The organism is Flavobacterium coralii, from assembly GCF_019891545.1.
GTDB classification, from domain to species: domain Bacteria; phylum Bacteroidota; class Bacteroidia; order Flavobacteriales; family Flavobacteriaceae; genus Flavobacterium; species Flavobacterium coralii.
In genome coordinates, this window is record NZ_JAHDIU010000006.1 from 61,514 (window position 1) to 83,099 (window position 21,586).

The 21,586-nt window shown below is 41.1% G+C and carries 18 protein-coding genes; 4 read left to right on the top strand and 14 right to left on the bottom strand.

Translation table 11 applies throughout. From position 1 onward, the window contains the following. The 5 genes from KJK34_RS10350 to KJK34_RS10370 all read right to left on the bottom strand — a co-directional run bounded on the left by KJK34_RS10350 (position 1) and on the right by KJK34_RS10370 (position 4,871). A complete protein-coding gene (locus KJK34_RS10350; RefSeq protein WP_223053806.1) occupies positions 1-1,449 on the bottom strand; it encodes a DUF3945 domain-containing protein in 1,449 nt (482 codons plus the stop codon). A 91-nt stretch (positions 1,450-1,540) separates the two neighbouring features. After that, on the bottom strand, positions 1,541-1,837 hold the full coding sequence (locus KJK34_RS10355) for a helix-turn-helix domain-containing protein (RefSeq protein WP_223053807.1): 297 nt from the start codon (positions 1,835-1,837) through the stop codon (positions 1,541-1,543). A gap of 247 nt (positions 1,838-2,084) precedes the next feature. Next, positions 2,085-2,930 (bottom strand): RteC domain-containing protein, encoded by an 846-nt coding sequence (locus tag KJK34_RS10360; protein ID WP_223053808.1) that lies wholly within the window; start codon positions 2,928-2,930, stop codon positions 2,085-2,087. Between the two features lie 72 nt (positions 2,931-3,002). Further along, complete coding sequence (locus KJK34_RS10365) at positions 3,003-3,878, bottom strand: helix-turn-helix domain-containing protein (protein WP_223053809.1); 876 nt, start codon at positions 3,876-3,878, stop codon at positions 3,003-3,005. Positions 3,879-4,166: 288 nt separating this feature from the next. Beyond that, positions 4,167-4,871, bottom strand: coding sequence for a hypothetical protein (locus KJK34_RS10370; RefSeq protein ID WP_223053810.1), 705 nt, complete (start codon positions 4,869-4,871; stop codon positions 4,167-4,169). A gap of 353 nt (positions 4,872-5,224) precedes the next feature. On the opposite strand from KJK34_RS10370, the gene KJK34_RS10375 reads away from it, so the two are divergent. Then, positions 5,225-6,907: an AraC family transcriptional regulator gene (locus KJK34_RS10375; RefSeq protein WP_223053811.1), complete on the top strand. Its 1,683-nt coding sequence runs from the start codon at positions 5,225-5,227 to the stop codon at positions 6,905-6,907. Positions 6,908-7,106: 199 nt separating this feature from the next. Here the strand turns inward: KJK34_RS10375 and KJK34_RS10380 are convergent, their stop codons facing one another. The 6 genes from KJK34_RS10380 to KJK34_RS10405 form a co-directional block, all read right to left on the bottom strand. Continuing rightward, a complete protein-coding gene (locus KJK34_RS10380) occupies positions 7,107-7,544 on the bottom strand; it encodes a hypothetical protein (RefSeq protein ID WP_223053812.1) in 438 nt (145 codons plus the stop codon). Positions 7,545-7,630: 86 nt separating this feature from the next. Further along, positions 7,631-8,104, bottom strand: a complete 474-nt coding sequence (locus tag KJK34_RS10385) for a hypothetical protein (protein ID WP_223053813.1) — start codon at positions 8,102-8,104, stop codon at positions 7,631-7,633. A 156-nt stretch (positions 8,105-8,260) separates the two neighbouring features. Continuing rightward, positions 8,261-9,211, bottom strand: a complete 951-nt coding sequence (locus tag KJK34_RS10390) for a hypothetical protein (protein ID WP_223053814.1) — start codon at positions 9,209-9,211, stop codon at positions 8,261-8,263. A gap of 30 nt (positions 9,212-9,241) precedes the next feature. Next, positions 9,242-10,165 carry a hypothetical protein gene (locus KJK34_RS10395; RefSeq protein ID WP_223053815.1) on the bottom strand — a complete coding sequence of 308 codons (924 nt, stop codon included), beginning with the start codon at positions 10,163-10,165 and terminating at the stop codon, positions 9,242-9,244. 112 nt (positions 10,166-10,277) lie between these two features. After that, positions 10,278-10,514: a molybdenum ABC transporter permease gene (locus KJK34_RS10400; protein ID WP_223053816.1), complete on the bottom strand. Its 237-nt coding sequence runs from the start codon at positions 10,512-10,514 to the stop codon at positions 10,278-10,280. 26 nt (positions 10,515-10,540) lie between these two features. Next, positions 10,541-10,990, bottom strand: coding sequence for a helix-turn-helix domain-containing protein (locus KJK34_RS10405; protein WP_223053817.1), 450 nt, complete (start codon positions 10,988-10,990; stop codon positions 10,541-10,543). Between the two features lie 683 nt (positions 10,991-11,673). Here KJK34_RS10405 and KJK34_RS10410 point away from each other — a divergent pair. The 3 genes from KJK34_RS10410 to KJK34_RS10420 are packed head-to-tail and all read left to right on the top strand — an operon-like array spanning position 11,674 to position 18,670. Further along, positions 11,674-14,706, top strand: a complete 3,033-nt coding sequence (locus KJK34_RS10410) for a SusC/RagA family TonB-linked outer membrane protein (RefSeq protein ID WP_223053818.1) — start codon at positions 11,674-11,676, stop codon at positions 14,704-14,706. Positions 14,707-14,721: 15 nt separating this feature from the next. Continuing rightward, positions 14,722-16,131 (top strand): RagB/SusD family nutrient uptake outer membrane protein, encoded by a 1,410-nt coding sequence (locus tag KJK34_RS10415; RefSeq protein WP_223053819.1) that lies wholly within the window; start codon positions 14,722-14,724, stop codon positions 16,129-16,131. A 1-nt stretch (position 16,132) separates the two neighbouring features. After that, positions 16,133-18,670, top strand: coding sequence for an alpha/beta hydrolase family protein (locus KJK34_RS10420; RefSeq protein WP_223053820.1), 2,538 nt, complete (start codon positions 16,133-16,135; stop codon positions 18,668-18,670). A gap of 52 nt (positions 18,671-18,722) precedes the next feature. Here the strand turns inward: KJK34_RS10420 and KJK34_RS10425 are convergent, their stop codons facing one another. The 3 genes from KJK34_RS10425 to KJK34_RS10435 all read right to left on the bottom strand — a co-directional run bounded on the left by KJK34_RS10425 (position 18,723) and on the right by KJK34_RS10435 (position 21,577). Continuing rightward, a complete protein-coding gene (locus KJK34_RS10425; RefSeq protein WP_223053821.1) occupies positions 18,723-18,992 on the bottom strand; it encodes a DUF6520 family protein in 270 nt (89 codons plus the stop codon). 75 nt (positions 18,993-19,067) lie between these two features. Continuing rightward, entirely contained in the window at positions 19,068-20,564 is a 1,497-nt protein-coding gene (locus KJK34_RS10430; protein ID WP_223053822.1) for a MauE/DoxX family redox-associated membrane protein, read from the bottom strand. A gap of 251 nt (positions 20,565-20,815) precedes the next feature. Beyond that, positions 20,816-21,577: an XRE family transcriptional regulator gene (locus tag KJK34_RS10435; RefSeq protein ID WP_223053823.1), complete on the bottom strand. Its 762-nt coding sequence runs from the start codon at positions 21,575-21,577 to the stop codon at positions 20,816-20,818. Positions 21,578-21,586: the final 9 nt, after the last annotated feature.

Consider the following 21,586-nt stretch of genomic DNA (forward strand, 5'->3'; position numbering starts at 1 on the left):
TTATATCTTCCTTCCTTTTGATTTGGAGGGTTTATCCTCCTGTTGCTGGGCTTGCTCTTGCTGAATTTTGCTGTCAGGATCCTGTTGGCCTGATTTCAATGGTTCATTGCTATGCTTGGTGGCTTCGTTGGTTTTACCTTCCGAATTGACGGCCACCTGCGTTTTGTTTTCCTCTTTTGGCTGGACTTTTTCCCTCAGTTTATCAGGATTGTTAAATGAAAAATCTGTCTTGCCGGTCTCCTTGTCAAAGGTGATATAGCCTTGGTAGCTTTGCCCTTTTTTATCAACCAGCCCGTCGATATAAACGGTCTGCCCTTCTTTGAACTTTTCATATTGCTTGTCGTCAAGCACTTTGTCTCTGAATTCACGAGGAGCTTCCTGTTGCCCTTCCTGATTACTTTGCTTTTGGCTAAGATCATTATTCCTGTCAAAGAGAAATTCTATATGGCCTTTATCTGCATTGAATTGGACTGAAGCGTCGAACGACTCGCCTTTCTTTGAAGTCATGCCTTCAATAAAAAGTGGCTTCCCTTCAGCTAAGGTTTGCTTCTGTTCATCATTAAGCTTAACGCCTTTAATTTCTTCGGGAATTTTCATCCACTCAGTGCGAAAGGCGACAAGTTCGTTGGTTAATCTGTCAACACTAATTACCGAAGGGATTTTTAAGTCAGGATTATTAGGGTACGTCAAATCAACTACTCGTCCCATATTTCCCTTAGAAAGTAAATTTTCCTTGTCCTCTTTTGTAAATTCATGCCCCCAGAAAGGAAATTGTACCTTCGGCTCTTTGTGAACGGGGTACATATTTAGTACAACCTCGCCTTCCTTATTGCTTTGCAAGGCTAAACGGGCTTCTATATAGGCTTTGGCTGAGCCAAGATTTATATTTACAGGCACCAACTCGTTCGTTTTATAACCTTTTAATAATGGTTCCAAAAGGTTCTTCGCCTCAAGCTTCTCTTTGCTTAATCCTAAATTTGACATAAATTCCCAATTAATCTGTTCCGGAGAGAATTTATAATCCCCGGTTTCGGTCTTTGTCTGCGTAGTTTCCATAATATTCTGATTTTCTTGTTTATCTTCTTGCTGGCCATTTACCATAAACTTTTCCAAAAAAGCTTTACCTTCCTCTGTCAGGTTACGTAGGTATTCTTCTATCTTCCTGGCCAATTCCTCAACCTTTTCAACCGGAATTTTGAAGAAAGAAAATTGCGTAGGGTTTTTAAGTTGGCTCTGGAAGTTGGAGAAGAAGTTTGAGAATATGTCACCATGTTTGTCTACACGCATGAACTGATTCTGATTCTTCCTGTCCGGATCAATGGTTTCCAGAGTTCCGTCTTTACCGATGCCTTTTACTGCATTTACTTTCTTTTGAGTTTTGTCGTGTACGAGCAAAATCTCTGGTTGCTGCTCCTGTACTTTTATCTGCTCACTTATTACCTCATTCATAGCTTCAGTGTTTTATACGGCCGAAAGTATTGTATTGGACACCTGTTCAATCCAAATTGGCATTCTACATCGTCGGTTTTCATTCGCTGGCTTACTGTTTTTGCCATTTATTATTAAAACTTTCCCTGATGAACTGCTCTACATCTGACAGCTTATAATATAGCTTGCCACTTATAGTGTAATAAGGCAGTCTCCCCGATGAGCGGTAACGCTGTAATGAGCGAGAACTGATTTTTAGTATTTGCAGTACATCCTGATTATCCAATAGCTCTTCACCATCAATAGCTGTAGATAATTGCTTTTTGTTTCCTACGAGCTCCATCACGATGTCAAAGCGTTCCATGATTTTTTGCATCCATGCAAGAAATTCTGTCCTATCTATATTCATAGCTAACTCGTTTATCAGTTTAACATCACAAAGTTGCTAAGCCTTAAGCGGTATCAAAGCCAAGGTTTGCCCATTGACATTGCACATTTAACATTATCAACTGTACATCATGGAACTATTAAGAAATAAGGACTTAAACTAAAAATTCGCATCCAATAGTTTTCTGAAACTACCATTTGCCAATGGGCATGCATTGGTAAAAAAAAAAGCAGCCCATACTGGACTGCCTGAAACAGAATAGCACATGCTATATTCCTTTTTTCATGTAATGTTCCAAAGAGTATTTCAATTGGTCGAGAAACGATGTTTTAGTGCCTGTGCGCTCTTTCATACGATGGAAGGCGTGATGTATATCACCCAACTGTACGCGAAAAAGTACTTGAAATACAAAGGTTATTTTCCGAATGCCAATTTTACCGTGCGAAATTACCCCTGAAGCGTGCAGCGCATAAATCAATTCGATAAGCGCATTTTTTGAGTCTGTCCAAAAGATATCTTTAGTTGAGTCAGGATTTTGGAACAAGTTTGCAGGTGTATCATCAGGATTTATTTTTGTCACCAGATACGTGTATAATAATTCATTGGCAACAATACGCGACGCCTTGGAATCGTAATAGGTGGAGAACTGATGGTCAATCTCAAATACATAGCTATTAAGGCCATCGCGATAATTTATATTTCCTCTTGTGAAATATTCTTCATCACGATCGCAGCGCCCCGAACGATAATACCTGTAGAAGTATGAGCCACAAATGTGTTCCTTAAATTCCTGTTTAAGGTCCTGTAACTGGCCCAGAAAGAACTTATGATACATCTTTCCCCGACGAACAGGGCAAATAGTTTCTATCCTGAAAATCTTATTGTAGTAAATCAGCTTGCCTAAAATGTATGGCTTGATATTTCGGAAGAAATCAATTTCCTCCGTTTTATCAGTGAAGCCTTCTTTTATAATATGTTCCCTGGTCGAATGCAAAAGTTCTTTCAGATATTGTATCATCTGGTACGCTTCTTCAAGGAGCTGTTCTGTTTCAAGTGACAGTTTGTCCTCCTTCCTTCTGATTTCTGAGACGATTGTGTTTATAGAATATTTCATAGCGGAAATTTTAGATAGGTTTTAAATTTGTGTCCGGCTTACAATAAAATTGTCGCAGATTTGGGGAAGATCCTATTTTCCTGGATGCAGTTGCACAAAGTTCCGTAACGTTAGCCGGTAGTGCGTTGGGGACATTTTGCCGTATCTTTTGAAAAAGTTACTGAAAGTTGAAGAATCGTTGAAGTTGAGCGCGGTGCTGATTTCAGAAATGGTTAGGTTATCATTGGCCAGAAGCAGATATGCTTCTGATAAAATCGCCATTTCAATAAAGTGCTTAGCAGACATACCGGTTACCTCCCTGATCGCTTTACTCAGGTAACCTGCGCTTACAAACAACAGATCGGCATAGAACTTTACACTATGTTGCAAACTACAATGCTGCCTTAGTACACCAATGAAATTTATGACAAGTATTTCTTTCCTGCTGCGATGAATTGGGTAGCCCCCTTCAAGTTGGTACTGTAACAATCCAAATTCATATAACAGAAGATTGAAGCAGAGCACGACAATTTCATCATGCATAGCCGTGCGATTTTGAAAACTAACTTTTTGCTTCAGCAATTCAATAATTAAGAGCATTTGCTTTTGCTGCGCTGCTTCCAAATTTAGCAAAGTACCGCGATGTATAAGGACGAAGTCTATGTACCCGCTTCCGAACTTTGAAATTGCGCTATTATATGCAAATGCCGTGGAACAGGTTACAACGCAAATTCGTAATTTACCTGTAATTGATTCTGCTCTTGCCGTGTAAGGAATAACATAAAATTGACCGGTGGACACGCTAACGTGTTTTTGTTCTACCACAAATTCTATCGTACCGGAATCAACGAGAAGCATTGAAAACCTGGTTGTTTTTAAAAGCAAATTCAAACGATGGACCGACTTTATTTCTTTAAGGCAATGGACATCCAGTTCCCGTATCCAGGATGCAGAATTTTGTATTTCCATCATATTTAATTTTAAGAAAATTGTATATAAGCTATTTCGGAAGATACCTTGCCAGCAGTGCGGTCAGCACGAAAACTATATTGAGCATACTGGTTAACAGTAATGCGAATGAGTAATGTCTGGGACTGGAGCTTTTAATACCGCCATCATCCAGATACTTCACAATTTCATCACAAGCTAAGAGGTCTAAAATGAAGAACACGCTTATTAGGTTAAGCGCAATGAGGACAATGCAAGCAAGCTTTACAATCCTGCCCTCATTACGCATTAAAAAATGCTGAAACAATATCACTGGTTTAGAGAGAAATTTTGGTAAACTCCGACAGCGGCAGCCATCCTAAGCCCTAGGAATCCATTTGCTTCGGCACCATATACGGTCGCGGCATAACTTCCAACTGATGTCTCCCAGTCCTTATCCTTTCTTTTTTTGCGATACAGGGAGTATCTCGCAATTGAAGTTGTTGTAAGAATGGTACGCTTTTCTGCCGAGGTAAAAGCTAGGCTGGAAAGAACCGAGGATTCGTACAGTACTATCAAATTGTAAAGGTCATCGTAGGGATCCTCACTGGCCAAAAGCAGTGATGTGATGAAGCCTGACAAGCTGAGTTGCGCAGTGCCGCTCAGGGATGAATCGGCAAGAACGTCATCAATTGCCGTGTTGTCGCTGGCAATCCAGATAATTTCACTGGTTAATCCCGCGAGAGAATCGATTGTAGCAGGGGCTTCCGGATAAGTAGCGGCTATGGAATCTATTATGAAACCAATTTCTTCGACTGATGTAGAATCAATATTTAAGCTGTCAAGTGTTTCGAGGATGTCATTATGTATCCTTCCCGTATAATCGTACGGATTTAAGATATTGCCGGGAGTGATTAGCGATTTTTTAGCGTTCACAGCTGTGGGCATTTTATCATCTTCTATGTCGTTAAAATCATTTGTACATGCAATGGTGAACAATGGCAGTGTTACTAGCCATACTTTTAAACTTTTCATGATGTCGTTGTGTTAAATGTGACTGATTACTTTTTTTTCGTCAGTTCATTTTTCACCCGGGGAAAGCAGAACTTTTGCCTGACAATTGCCAAGCGGTTGCTTTTGAATTCACAGGCAAAGCTATAGGCAGCTAGGGCCCGAAGCAAGCCTGTATCTGGCGGTTTGCCGCATTTCGACTATCAATTTTCCGAAAATCGCTACCCTGATTTTTGCACTACTTTTGTAGGATGTCCCTTGATTTTTAAGTATATTTGATAACCTTACTGTTAAGAGAAATCCCCTACTTATAGCTTGGCCTGCGATGACTGACCAGCATGCTTATTGCAGAAAGGGAAACGACTAAAACTTAACCGATGATGGGAAAATATATCTTGATATTGTCCCTGTGCAATTGTATGTACATGGATGCCCAAGGAATTATTTCTAAAATTCCTGACTCGATCCGCAAAAAGGATTACGACTATATTTTTAACCGGATAGAAGATGAGAAGATCAACGATAGCCAAAGATCAACCTACCTTCAATCATTCTTAATTAAAGCCAAATCCGAAAAAAATTGGGAAGAGCTTTCCAATGCCTATAAGAACTATGTTCACTATGCGCCAGACACCCTAAAGCTGATTTACGCTGATAGCATGGTCGGGGCAGCTAAGCGATCAAAAGACAATGAGATGATAGGTGCAGCTTATCTTTCAAAGGGTATAGCCTATTACAGGCAAAAAAGACTTGCCGAAGCGCTTGATTTTTATCTTATTGCAGATAGTTATATTATCAAGACCGCCAATGAATATCAGATTTATAAGGCTAAATATAATATCGGGCTTATTAAATTTTATCTCGGATTTTACGGTGAGGCAATAGCTTTGTTTGAGGAATGTATTGGCTTCTTTAAAAGAGACGACACACGGGGCTACTTAAATTCGCTGCATATGCTGGGAGTTTGTTATAACATGGTAGGAAACCATGGTCTGTGTTCAGAAATCAATAAAAGAGGTATTGAGGAAGGTCGCAGATTGGAAAATACTGACATGGAGCCATATTTTGTACACTCAGAAGGTGTCAATCAATGCCTAATCCATAATTATGCTCTTGCCATTGAAAAAATTAAGTCCGCCCTGCCGGCAATAAGCAAAGCTGGTGACTTCGCTAATGAGTCAATAGGGCACTTCTATCTTGGAAAATCCTATTGGGCATTGGGGAATAAAGAGCTCGCAATAACTTATTTTAAAAAAGTAGATCAAATCTATGAGCGGAAAGACTATTTAAGGCCAGATATGAGGGAAGGTTACGAACTAATGATTTCGTATTATGAGAGCATTGGGTTGCAAGATGTTCAACTGTATTACATTAAAAAACTTCTACGGGCAGACCGGATGTTGCATAAAACATACGCCTATCTACAAGGTAAAATACATAAGGAATATGATACTAAAAAACTGAAACAGCAGAAAAATGATATAGAGAAATCGCTGAACAGGCGCAAATACAACGATAGGATATTCATATCTGTAATAGTTGCCCTTTGCGTGTTTGTAATTGCAATTATCACAAGATATCTGAAAAGTAAAAAAGAAATTAGAAGGAAATATGAAGAGCTGGTCCAGAAGCTCGAAGCCTCTAAAAAAGTAAAATCTGCTACAAGCGAAAACAATGGATTGTCTATGAGTAAAGATGCGGAGGCTATGGTTCTTTCACAAGTCGAAAAATTTGAAGACAGTAAGAAAATTCGTGAGAGGGATTTAAACCTGACAAAATTGGCAGGATTCTTTAATACGAATCCCAAATATCTTTCTGAAATAATTTTGAAGTATAGGCAAAAAAGTTTCAATAATTATCTCAATGGTTTGAAAGTGGATTACATTGCCGAAAAAATCAGGAACGAGAGGATGTTACAGAATTACACCGATAAAGCTTTGGGAGAGGAAGCCGGCTTTAGCAGCACACGGAGATTTGTAAATGCTTTTGAAACCCAAACTGGAATATCTCCAAGAGACTTTATCGAAGAACTTAAGAAGGACCAACAGGCCAATACCTAAAGTTAGTATTCTTTACACCGCCTCAATATCATTTCTTAATGTAAGCATTCCATAAATCGGCAAAGAGTTTTGATATTTGGTTATTGCCTCGAAGTTTACTCCCATTCCTTTTATAGCGTTTATCTGTAAATAAGTTCTTCAGGTCTGACCTTACTTTCTTATTATTATTGCTCCAAAAAAGTCCCATAATTTGTTGTCGCTAAAGTAGATTGAACTGACGTAAATTCATCTCCACAATTTTATTTATTTCTGCATTTACATCCGAACGCTGCTCATCGATTCCCGCCTGAATTCCGTCCATTAAACTTTTGAAATTTACTTCTGAATTTGTACCAGAGATTAATTTTGTAGTATGTTTTACATGTTGCAAGTACTGCCATTTCTCAACTGGAAAAAATGTTTCATACCAATTGATTTTATTATCGGGAAATTCCTTTTGTATAAGTCTTGCCAGTTCATATAAAGCTTCGGCCTCAATCCAAGATTTTAAGATTAAGTGCTCAATCCACTCAGACACCAAAATACCTTTATCTTCCCGAGTTAAATATAATTTTGCTCTCTCAATAAAATAGATAGGCTTACTTCTGCCGTCCTTATAAAAATTAACGATGTCTTCTTCAACTCTTATATCAATCATAGTTTATTAGATTTTGAGCTAATTAGTCACTCAATTAAAAACGGAATTTTATGGTAAGCTAAGAGCGGTCGTTTAGCTGTGCAAAGCTAAAGATTAAATGGAGTGTTTACCAAAAGATGGTTCATCAAATTGTCCATTTGTCTTTGATACCAGTTTAAAGCAATTGGGAAATTTGTATCCCGCCGTGTTATTTTTGCGAGAGGTATTTCCAAGATAAAATCCTTGGGACTTGTGATTCCCATAATTCTGAAAAAGTCACCGCGAGGCCAGAAGTTGACATCTCTTATTGAAGAGATCAGTATATCATAAGTACCGTTAGCATCGAAAAATGATTTAAAATCGTTGATAATGTCGACGGTATCTGTAGGTGAATTTATAATTATATTGACGGTTTTACCAAACCTGTTTGGTCCCTGTAGCACTACCCTGAAATCTGTAAAGGTCGCCGGAAACGTTCCGGCTGTAACCAGGTACCCAGCAGCTATTAAATTTTCGGTAAGGCGATAAATAGTTTCACTTTTTCCGACAGATTGAGCTCCGCCGATTAATAAGCAATCCATGTGTCTAAATGTTATTGGTTATAGAGGTATTTAAGGCTGCTTCAAGTTCTGCCGTAAATATGTTAATTGGTCTTGATGCGAAATTAGAATTTTCTTAGGATAAAGTAGATAGTTACAATGAAAAGTTACCGTTCCGCATAACGTCAGCGAACTGTGTCATTCATCCCCTTTAAGCCAATAGAGTACTTCTTTCCGCTGAGTCTGATTGTGAAGAAAGAAAGTTTTATAATGAGTAAAATTTGCCGGTACGGTTTTACTGAAGAGCTGTGAATGAATTGAAACTGTCGTAAGCTCAAAACCTACAGAATTAAAATCTAAATCGTACAGTTCGCTGTATGATGTATGTTTGCTCGATGGAAAATCCAGGTATTCTTTATTAAATTCCGCGGTTCCAAAATAGCTAATCATTGCTGCTTCAAGAATGGTAATCTGTTGGTCGAAGGAAATAGGAGTAGATTCGACTTTATTCAGATGTTCCAAATCATCTTCAAATTGACTTGGATTATAAAAGGTCTTTGGGTCAAAAACCGTCATCAAGCTTGGTTCAAATGTCAAACTCAAAAACCAGACTTCGTAATCAGGAAATCTATTTTGAGTATCGAAATAAATTTTCTGAGCTTTTTCATGTTTCTCCAAACGATCCACAGTAATCCGCTTTCCTTTCTTGCTAAAGGCTTGTCCCACATACAGTACCTCAAGATTGGATTCGTTATAATATTTTCCATTCTGTGCAGTGAGATATTTAAAAAGTAAATTGGTTTTACCTTCAGAGTGGAAAGATTTCTTTGGACCGTAAGCCTTATAAAAATTATTCGGGTAATCGCACTCAATGCTTTCTATTGGCTGGTGCTTTCTATTGATGGTTTTTACTACGATGTCTTTGCGTACGCCTTGGACATTAGTAAAGAATGTCAGGGTAATTTGGGTCGGGGTGATTGTTGATTTACCAACATCAAGCATTATCTTTGGGGACCGGCAAATCAGATATATATGAAGCGGTAGTTTTTTAAGGGCTTTCGCCCGATCTTTATCATATACCGTATCTTGCTGTTTTAATAATAAAAATCGTGCGCTAAGGCTTATGACGTTTTCTAAATTTCGCTGCATAGTTGCTCTTTTTGGTACTCTTAATTTTTCTTAACGTTCTGAATTGAGATGTTTTATGATATCATCTTTATTTGTCAGAAGCGATTTGTCATGTTCTTTCCACTCAAGGTCTTTAGAGGAATCTATGCTGTCACAAAAATGCTCTCCGTTAGCAATCACTGTCTTATCGCCTTTTTTATAAACTATTTGTGTGCTACAAACCATAGGTGTTAAATAGTTATCAACTGCTTCAGGGGTCAAAACTATATTCACACCAAAGTATTGGGTTTGGACGCTCGGATAGGTTATGCCGCTTGTTTCGGGATGCAGTAAAATTATATTAGCGTACGCGGCGCTAATTTTGTAATCGTCCGCATTAGTCACTTTTTTTGAAAACTCTTCACTTATAAACTTTAAAAAATCCAAATGAAAACGTATTTCCTTTTCTTCCAGTCCTTTATCCAGAAGAAATCTCTTTTGTTTCTCAAAGGATGCTCTGATATCTGGATTATTCTCCAACGCATATTCAGAGAAAACAACTTCAACAACCAGAAACTCATCATTGGTTTTCCATCTACTAACAGTATAATATTTTCCGTCAGGACAATCTTTATTTTCCCGGAACAAATCTGAAGTTTCAGCAATTGCCGTAAGTCTTTGTTTATCAATTAGTGTGCTTTCCAATGCACCGTAAAACATCACCTGATGCGGACAGTTTGCCCTTCCAAATGATAAAAGATGTTGATTAATGACTTCTTGGTCTTTAATGTATCCCAAATTATCAATGTGATCGTATAGCACCGCTCCTTTATTAGGGCGAACTCTGTCAATATGTGCATTTTTAGAAACCTTTGCCAATGGGATAGGAATGAATTTTATTCCATTTTTCAATAAATCTACTATTTCATCATAAGATACTGCTGATAGATCTCGTGAAAATTCTTTAAGCTTTTCAAATGCTTCGTATTTGTCCATGAATTGTTATTAAACGGTTTATTGTTTTGTATGGCGACTGCCGCGCTCTACGCTAAATCTTTTGGTAAAAGGATGCCGCTGCGATCCCTGTCGCGGAAGTAAAATACGAAACCTACTTAATCCACGCCCACAAAAAACAGAGCAAACCAAAAATTATTAATAAGCCGCCAATCTTTGTGAGTATGCTCTCAACAAAGGGGGTAATCAATGCGTTTCTGTAGTTTTTAAAACCTTCACTTCCGGCGGCATTTCTGCGATAGAAAACCCTTCTGCCCACAAAAAGCTTCAGGGCGATGCCTATCACCAAAGCCAGCGTTCCTAAAATAAGTGGCACAGCATACTTTTCCATTGAAAATTTTATTTAACTATTTAGCACTAGTGCTTCTCACGTTTTGCAGATGATATTATAGTACAATACTTTAAGCCATTTTTACGAGCTTTTAAAGTTTCCATATCTTTGTCTGACAACGGTTTTATCGATATAATTTCCAATCTTTTTGGAACATTGCCATCTTTATCTAAAGATTGACTTCTACTGCTGATTTCAATTAACTCCAATCGTATTCGAACCATGTCATTGGAAAGAACTACCAATGGCAAAAGGTCTGTGTAAGTTTTTAAGTCAAGCGCCGCTGCAATTCTCGCTAACATCCTTGTATTTACCTTAGCGCTATGCTTAGGATTTTCAATATTCCCCACATAACCTTCAGAAACGCCCAATTTTTGTGCTAACTCAACTTGATCCATACCTGCTTTAATACGCTGTTTGCGTATATTTTCCATGATATGGAAGTCAAATTCAGATATAATTATTTCAATAATCATGGGCTTTTCAATTATACAGCAATGAAAGCATTACAAAATTTATTTTCACATACTCATAGATGTGTGATATTTTTTTTCTATATTTGTTTTGGTTCAGTTATGAATCATTAATTTTGCGATACTTCTAATAAAATATTTGAAGCATTCGCTTGGAATCTCGCCCATTGAAACTGGTAATTTTAGCACGCGAGAAGTACTAAGTGTAAATGCTCACGCCATATGGCGTGGGCTCACTTATTCGCGTGCAGGTATACCAGTACCTAATGGGCAGTAAGTTGAGTTTAAACCCACGCCTCCTTTTTAGGCGTTCCTATCCTCAATCTTATTCTTAGCTGCTTCTTTTAGTAACTCGCAAACGATATCGATAACCTTTATCTGTTAGCCTATGGTGTAGCGTTACTATTTTAATCTTTATAATGCCTGGCCCGTACTGGTATTCCTTCTGGGTTAGTTAGAGGAAGGGTCAGGCTTTCTTTGTTTGGGAAAGATATTTATCTGTTTCCTTCAGATCTTAAAGGCTTAGGCTATGATCTTTATAACTTTTCTTCCTTACCGAATTTGGGATGACTACGCCTTCGCTAAACTAATTAACAAGAAAAGCCTTCTATTACTATGGTGGAACTAAGCTATAGAAGGCGAGAGAAAATCAAAACTATCGTTTCATTTTAATCCTATTTAAATTTATGAAAAATCTTTCATTAAACAAGGGCAGGCCCTCCTGTCTTTGTATTTTCATTTTTACAATTTTATTATCTAATCAGGTTTTTGCATCACGCCTAACGTTTGGAAGCTACGCGCAGCAAACTCAGCAACAAATTACTGGTATCGTATCCGACGCTTCGGGACCGCTACCTAACGTCACGGTCAATGTAAAGGGAACTAATATTTTCACTTCGACTAATGAAAAAGGACAGTTTGCAATTACTGCAAGCTCGACCGATGTCCTGGTGTTCTCCTTTATTGGCTTCACCACACAAGAGATTCCAGTTGGTACACAAGCGTCAATAAATCTAGTGATGGCAGAAGACAGCACACAGCTTCAGGAAGTCACCATAAATGCGGGATATTATTCAGTTAAGGACAAAGAAAGGACTGGTAGCATAGCCCGAATTAAATCAGCGGACATAGCTCTTCAGCCCGTAAGCAGTCCTATAGCCGCTATGCAAGGGCGTATGTCGGGTGTTAACATTATTCAGTCCGCCGGGACACCAGGCAGTGGGTTTAGCATTCAGGTGCGTGGAATCAACTCTTTACGGGGTACAGGGAATGATCCATTGTATGTTATTAACGGCGTACCCTATGCATCGCAATCGCTGGGCAGCAACGAAGTGTCGGGTGGTTTATTCGGAGGGCTGTCAAATCCTCTCAGCAGTATAAATCCTGCGGATATCGAGAGCATCGAGGTATTAAAAGACGCGGATGCCACAGCCATTTACGGTTCCCGTGGCGCAAATGGTGTGGTATTGATTACAACCAAAAAAGGTAAAGCCGGACGTACGCGCTTTGATGTACAAAGCTATACGACAGTCGGTAAGATTACCAACAAACTCGACCTGCTCAATACAGGACAGTATCTGGCCATGCGTAGGGAAGCATTCGAGAACGATGGTATCAGCGAATATCCTGAAGATGCCTATGACGTCAATGGTACTTGGAGCCAGACACGGAATACCGATTGGCAGAAGGAACTCATCGGAGGTACAGCTAATATTTATAACGCACAACTAACTGTTTCCGGAGGTTCCGATCTGACACAGTTCCTGCTCAGCGGCACATATCGCAAGGAGACGACGGTATTTCCCGGCGACGCGCATTTTAATCGTGGTGCAGCAGCAGTCAACATTACCCATCGCTCAGAAGATGACCGTTTCAGGCTAATGTTCTCAGCCAACTATTCGGGGGACAAGAATACCCTGCCGGGCATTGACCTGACAAGGCAAGCCTATACGCTCGCGCCAAATGCGCCGGCACTTTACGATGATGCCGGAAACCTTAACTGGGAAAATGGAACATTTGAAAATCCTTTGGCGCAGCTAAACGGAAATTATATCAACACAACCAATACCTTAGTTGCCAATACGATGCTATCGTTCAAACTGCCCGCGGGGTTCGAGGCCAAAACAAGCTTGGGGTTTACCGACTCTCAGTTGTCTGAAGTCAGGTCCTTGCCCTATACGATCTACAACCCGGTTTCTGGATTCACAAGCGCAATGTCTGAAATGGTTGTCAACGATGGCAAGCGCCGCTCCTGGATCATTGAACCGCAATTGACCTGGCAAAAAAAATGGGACCTGGCAGAGCTCAACGTACTTGCAGGCACGACATTCCAGAACCAAGAGCAGGAAATGTTGGCGATAGACGCTTATGGCTTCCCGAGCAATGCGCTGATGAACAGCCTTTCAGCAGCGACAACGTTAACGATACTCAGGGATGAGCAGTCTGACTACCGCTACAACGCTTTTTTCGGACGTATAAATGCTGTTATAAAAGACCGTTACATCATCAACCTTACAGGACGACGTGATGGGTCAAGCCGCTTCGGTACAGGAAACCGTTTCGCCAACTTTGGCGCGGTTGGTGCGGCATGGATTTTTTCCTCTGAACCTTTCCTTGAGCAGACGCGCTCAGTTCTGAGCTTCGGTAAACTGCGTGCCAGTTATGGCGTAACGGGTAATGACCAAATAGGCGATTACCAATACTTGGACACCTATCAAATAACACCCAACGTTTATGACGGTGTTATTGGCATTCAGCCAACCAGGCTTTTCAATCCGAAGTTCGGCTGGGAAACAAATAAGAAGTTTGAAGCTGCGATGGAATTGGGCTTTTTCCAGGACAGGATTTTCCTCTCAGCTTCCTGGTTTCGCAATCGTTCGTCAAACCAGCTAGTCGGTGTGCCCCTTCCCGGAACGACCGGATTTCCTACATTACAGGCCAATCTTGATGCCACCGTGGAAAATACGGGCTTCGAGTTTGAGTGGCGTTCAGAGAACTTTAAATCAAAGGATTTTAGCTGGATAACTTCGCTCAACCTCACTATACCGCGTAATAAACTTCTGGCTTTTCCAGACTTAGAGACCTCGACTTACAAAAATCGGTTCATGGTCGGACAGTCCATCTTTATCCAAAAACTTTATCATTACACGGGTATTGACCAAGATACCGGCTTGCATACCGTAGAAGATGTCAACGGAGATGGCGCAATCACTGCCGCAGAAGACCTCACGTCATTTATCGACTTCTCGCCAAAATATTATGGAGGTATAGCCAATCAATTGACCTATAAAAACTGGTCGCTTGATTTCCTTTTCCAGTTTGTTAAACAAAAAGGAGCGGCAATGACTAATTCATTTCTGGTGCCTGGTGCTTTCTCGAATCAAATGTCACAGGTACAAAGTCATTTTCCTGTTGACGGCAATGCAGCGGTTGCCCAATTGTATACTACCGGGGAAAATGCAGACGCAGTACAAGCTTATAACAACTTTGTGCTCAGTGACGCCATGGTACAGGATGCTTCGTTCGTAAGGTTAAAAAGCTTGAGCCTTTCCTACACATTACCGTCACTTTGGTCACCTACGACAAGCGCACGGATTTACCTGCAGGGACAAAATCTGCTGACGTTCACTAAATATGAGGGAGCCGACCCAGAGAACAATTCAGCCTATTTCCTGCCGCCATTACGACAATTCACTTTAGGGGCTCAAATCAGTTTCTAACTAAAATTTATTCATATGACAACAATTAATAATATCCCAAATAATCCTCGGCCTAAGCTAAAACTGTACACGGTGTCGGTTATAGTGATGGTTCTGTCACTGCTTTCCTGCGAAAGTTTTATCGAAGTTGACATGCCCCAATCTGAACTCACTGGCAATGCCGTCTATGAGGATGTAACCACCGCCAATGCCGCACTTGCGGACATATATGCCCGCATGCGCGAGGGTGGGGTCGCTTCAGGCACTTCGTTCGGGGGTACGTTTCTTATGGCAAACTACGCTGATGACATGGATTTCTATGGCACAAATACTCTTAATGAGCAATTCAACAAGCACACACTGCTTCCGTCCAATGCAAATTTGCTGCGACTCTGGAATACGACCTATGGAGAAATTTATGCCATTAATGCGCTTTTGGAAGGTGTACAATCATCGGCGGCAATTACGGGAGATGACCGCAACAGGTTGCTTGGTGAAGCCTATTTTCTCAGGGCATTCAATTATTTTTACCTTGTCAATCTTTTCGGTGATATCCCTTATATCACAACAACCGATTATGAGCTTAATGCTGCGATCGGCAAAACATCGGCTACTGAGGTCTGGAACAACATCATTCAGGATCTTCTACTAGCCGAATCCATTTTGCCTGAAAGTTATCCATCTTCAGCACGCGTTAGAGCGAATCGGGCTACCGTACATGCAATGCTTGCAAGAGTTCATCTTTATACTCAGAACTATTCACAAGCCGAAGCCTATGCAACCCTGGTAATCGAAAGCGGCGATTATTCAATCGATACAGATCCGGCAGCTGCATTTTTAAAAGACAGCCCTTCAATTATTTGGTCCTTCCACCCGGGTATTGAAGGCCAAAACACCAAGGATGCGACAACTTACAATTTTACAAGCGGTCCACCCACCAAGCCCGCACTATCCGTAAATCTATACGATTCGTTTGAAAACGGCGATTTACGTAAAACAAACTGGATTGCAGTCATTTCCAATCCAAATGGAACCTGGTACAGGCCTTTTAAGTATAAGCTAAACGCGCCTACACCCGAGTCCCAGGAATATACGCTACTTCTACGGCTTGAGGAACAGTACCTGATCCGTGCCGAAGCACGTGCCTTCAACGGCAACATTCCAGGCGCACAGGCAGATATTGATGTCATCCGAACCCGCGCAGGGCTCCCCGCCACTTCAGCTGCAACGCAGGAAGAATTGGCCGCTGCTATATTACAGGAGAGACGACATGAACTTTTCACCGAGCAGTGCCATCGGTGGTTCGATCTTAAGCGTACCGGCAATGCAGAAAGTGTCTTGAGCCTCATAAAACCCAACTGGCAGATGCGTGACATTTGGTTGCCTTTGCCTGAGGCTGAATTGTCACTCAACGAAAACCTGCTTCCACAAAATCCCGGATATTAAAATGAAAGCGATCCGATTTATAATAGCTTTTTGTGTGATTGCCGGGCTTCCGGCCAACGCTCAGGAAGGGAATCTAAAAGTTACACCCGATGATTTTGAAAAGTGGGGAACGTTGTCGGGAGAAGGACTGTCACCGAATGGCAAATGGGCTGCCTTTAGGATGGAATATACATCGGGAAAAGATACGCTTTTCCTTCAAAACCTCGACAAGGGCAAACAGAACTATTTCCCAAATGGGCACCTAATTGCCTTTAGCCCGGATTCAAAAAGAATCGCGGTCCGGCTACAGGGTAATACTATCAGTTTGATTGATTTGGCAAGCAAAAATGCTGTAGCGTATTCTGGGGTAACGCGATTTGATTTCCTGCCTGACGGGAAGTATCTCGTGCTTTATCAAAGTACAGGGCATAATATCCTTTCCCTTTTTGATCGGCAGCATAAATTGTTGACCGAACGCGATAATGTTTCAGATTACACTGTTTCCCGCCAAGGCAAAGTCGCGATAATCGAACCGGGGGCTGTTTCGCTGTTGGATGTTACGGATTTAAAGGTTTCGAAAATAACGACCGATACCCTTTCCGCATACAGTAGGATCCATTGGAGTAAGTCAGGCAGAAGTCTTGTATTCTTCAGCAAAGCAAAAAAGGACGGCAACATTTCTATTGTGCATTATGATTGTGCAAATCAACAGTCCAGATTGCTTGAAAGTACCAAGATCATTTTTCAAGGCCAGCTGCATGCGATAGAGCCTTACAAACTTGCGGTTTCCGATGACGAAATGCATGTTTATTTTCTTGCCAACGAGATAAGCACCGCTGAAGCAACAGAAACACTCGTCGAGATTTGGGATTCCGAGACATTTTACGAATATCCTATGATTGAGCAATTAAAACAGCCTGGGATGAATGCGGCCCTATCACTTTGGGATGTAGTATCGAGTAAGCTGCACAAACTAGATGGCGATGATTTTCAAAATGTAAAGATATTGCCGGGCGGCAGGTATGCGCTCGCCGAATCCAGATCATCTATGGTTTCGCGTACAGCAGAATTGGCGCCGGCTGATTATTACAGCATTGATCTGAAAACCATGCGATCCCAACTTATGGTTAAACAATGCAGCCGCTCTGCAGGACTGATTAAAGCGGACCCATCCGGGCAATTCGTGAGCTATTTCAAAGACGGGAATTATCATATTTTTGACAATCAGAGCGGGAAGACAACAAATATTACCGCTGCCATACCTATTGATTTCAGGGATGCGGAGTTCGACGACTCCGGTGCGAACCCCGGATACTATAGCCCAGGATGGACCTCGGACGGCCGAAGTGTCATCCTCTATGACCAATACGATGTGTGGTTATTTTCACCTGATGGAAGAATTGCCAAAAAAATAACCGATGGCCGTAAGGATAAGACAAGATTTAGGGTAGTGGTCGACCGCAGTCAGACCGAGCGTGGTACAGTAGCGTCAAACGCTTGGGAAAAAAATGACATTCAAAAAGGCATTATTCTTTCCGCGCGAGGTGCTGACATGGCATCAGGCTACTACTATTATGACGACAAAAAAGGTTTGGTTAAATTGCTATATGGCTCCTTCAAAGCATCCAGGATTATAAAGGCCACAGAAGCGAACGAATATTTATATGTCGAAGAGACTAGTGCTCGTCCGCCCAGCCTAAACATACTCAGTTCCAACAAAAAGCCAAGACGTATTTTTCAATCGAACAGACATTCAGTAAAATATGATTGGGGACGATCCGAACTGATTGCCTATACCAATTCACACGGAGATTCGTTGAAGGGTGTGCTCATATATCCCGCGGGGTACGTGAAAGGCAAAAAGTATCCGATGGTAGTCTACATATATGAAAGACTATCCTCAACCTTGCATGACTATAACAATCCTGTATTGGCAGATCGTGCAGGATTCTCGGCTCCTGCCTATTTTCTCGATGGCTATCTGGTACTTATGCCTGATATTAAATATGAGCTGAACGCTCCCGGCCCATCGGCACTTGATTGCGTAACTTCGGCAGTAAACGCAGTGATAAATCGAAATGTTGTACAGGAAAATCACATAGGGCTGATCGGACACTCCTTTGGAGGTACGGAAACGGCATTTATCGTTACCCAAACGAAGATGTTCGCTGCAGCGGTATCAAGCGGGGCAGTTACGGATCCCGTAAGTTATTACCTGACCTTAAATCCTTTTACAAACAGGTCTAATAACTGGCGATTCGAATCGCACCAGTTTAGGATGAAAACTTCCCCTTTACACGATTGGGATAGCTTCATTCGTAATTCTGCTATAGCCCATGCTGCTAATATCACAACCCCGCTTCTGAGTTGGTCTGGCAAAAGCGATGGCTCGGTCAATTACGAGCAAGGTATTGAACTGCATCTGGCTCTTCGAAGGCTTAATAAGCGAAATATATTCCTATTGTATCCCAACCAGGGACATATCCTATCGGACGAAAAAGCAAAAAGGGATGTAACCAAAAGGGTAAAAGATTGGTTCGACCTGTATTTAAAAGAGTAATAGAACTAAAAGCAAAGCAATGCGGATATTGTATCCGCATTGCTTATACTGATTACTCAATAATCTGCCACAGCGGTTGTGAGCAGTTTGTGGTCGATAACTTCCTGAAGTAGGTAACCGATCCCAGTTGACAGGCACCGGTATTGGTGTCGTCCTGGCACATAATACCCGGCTCACAAACGTTGTTCACTTTGTAATGCCCCAGCACTTGTGCAAAATCTTCTGCGTTGTCCGCAGGAGCTTGGTTGAAGGCAAATGCACCTCCAATGGCCAGCATAAAAGCAAAAACTGGCAAAATCGCTTTAAAAATTTTCGTTTTCATTTTCTTAAAAATTAAAATTGACGATCTACTCTGTTACAGGTTTTCGATCTTCCCCTGATACTGCGCGGTATGTCTTTATTTGTTTTTTTCAAAAGGTACCGGATCAAGATTGTAGGCGGTAAGTGAACGTCCGGCCAGTGTATATACCTTTCCGTCTGAAACTGCAAAATCCGAAACTTTTCTGCCATCCTTGTCATATAGATAAAAACTGAACATATAAGTTTGGTTGAGGATATTATATACATCGACCACAGAAGCCACGTCCCACATACTTCTTTCTTCAAACTGACCGATCAGTTTTGAGTTGACATACAGGTAATCTTCATTTGTCGCAGCCATTTTGTTGACAACTCTCATCGGTGATGCAATTTTCTTAGTGCCCTCTTTACCTATGTATGCCACATCAATATTGGCCCGGGAGGTAGTATCAATAGTCTTCCCGATGGTTTTTGATTGCAACGACGGATCGCTTATGATGTATTCGTTGCGGTATAAATAGACATAAACTATTTTTTTATTTCGTTCGTTGAACAACAGCTTCCCATCAGTATCAAAAAAACCATCAATTTGTTTGTCTAATAGTTTTTTGTTAAAATCAACCGTACCGCCGCCGGTAGGCCTCATTACACCGATTATACTCTCGTTTGCTGCGCCGGTGACTGCGCGAATTGCTACCGCGTTGGAATCAATAGGCGTAAAAACATTAAAGTAGGCTAAATTGTCAACCCAAAGGTCAGCTTTCCAATCGTCTATCCTCCCCATCAACACGAAAGCCTCCACGCCGTCGCTCACAAAAAAGTAAGGCGGCTTGACACTTATGCGAAGGTTTCTGAATTTTCGGTTGGGTTCGCTCGTTGAAATCCTATGTGTAATTATTTTATTGAGGTCATCAACAACCTCCACAATCTTTAATGGGTCGTCCAAGTCACCAAGATAAACAGAGCCTTTTCCTGTCCCCGCAATGTAGGCATTGAAGGATATTTTCCGGTCTCGAATAAATTCCGCTGGATGTACCGGATATCGTCGGGTAAAATTATTCCTATGATGCATCATGTCTTCTGAAATGATAAACAATGCCACAACTGTTGAGGTACCGAGAGCCATCAATCCTGTCATTTGGAAGACAGGCCGTAAAAGGCTGTGGGAGCTACGCGATTGACTTTCCCATATTATAGCGGGCAGAGCAATGACACAGAAGCCGAAATTAAAAATAAGATGTTCCTTCCAGCCGAGCTTTTCAAGTATCCCGCCACACGAGCATGGTACAAATGGACTAAAGTTTAAAATGATGATAATATAAACGGTAAACATCACCATCAAGAAAAATCCGGCGTAAAGTGCCAGTAATCTTGTTTTGGGTATGCAGAGCATAACCGCAATAACAATTTCAAGAAGTGGGACTACCCATGCAATCCAACTGGCAAATGAACTTAGTAAAGGCGATTGGGCAAGTTGGATTCGAAATACTTCAAAATCCAACAGTTTACTAACTGCTGCATATGTAAAAAGTAGAATGTATAGCAGGCTGACAACATCAACAACAGCTTTCCTAAAAGATAATGATACTTTCATGCTCTTACTTTTAACCCACACATCAATGCGCACAAACCACTAAATGTATAGCACTTCTACGGCTTCGCTACTATAACTATCACTGTGCAAGTATTTTATAATGCCAAATTAGCGCAATCGTTTTAGAGAATTGATGGAGAAATTGAGCCAAAATTTGATAAAATCGAGCCATTTGTGTTTTTGATTTAAAATATTTAAGTTTTAAATAAAAAGGCTGGCTTTATGCCAACCTGTTTTTTAAGTATGTAGTGCTACCCTTTGAGGGTTAGTTGCCGTATTTCCTTTTTGAGCTCATGGAACATTTCTTCAATTCCTTTGTGGGTCTGCGATAGCCGTTTGTCATTTTTGCCGAGGTGGTACTGGTATTCCCAGATTTCGAGAATGTCAGAGATTTTAACCTTGTAAGGCGGGTATAGCTCATTGTCGGATTCCAGGGTGAGCTCATTTTTGCCATTACGGTTAAGTCTCTTATATACGATACCGTCATCACGGGTTATGACAATATACGTCTTGCCATCCACGACTTCCCCAAGATGCTCGATGTAACGGGTTACTATGTAGGAACCGTCCTCATGGGGCGGCATCGAGTCGCCTTCAACCGGAAACACCCTATGTTTGCCACTCCCTAAAAACGGGAAATGGAATTGCGGAAGGTTCCCGACAAATTCCGGATCAGAATATCCGGTAAGGTAACCGGCCTTTGCCTTGTGCGTTACGATCTCGACAAGGTTATCGCCGTTGCGGTCCACCATGATCGGAAGCAGCAGTCTGTTATTGTCTAGCTTGACCAAGGTGTCGGTCTTAAGTTTCCGGATATCGACGCTCAGCAAAATATCGACAGTCACGCCATAATAGCTGGAAATCTTTTTGAGCAGCTCATAAGGCGGTTCAGAGGTTCCGTCATCATATTTCCTGTAGCGCTCACGCTGTATAGCAAGGTCCTTAGCCACTTTCTCTTGGGAGTAGCCATTTTTTACCCTTAAGTACCTGATGTTGTCAGAAAACAAAGACATATGCGAAAT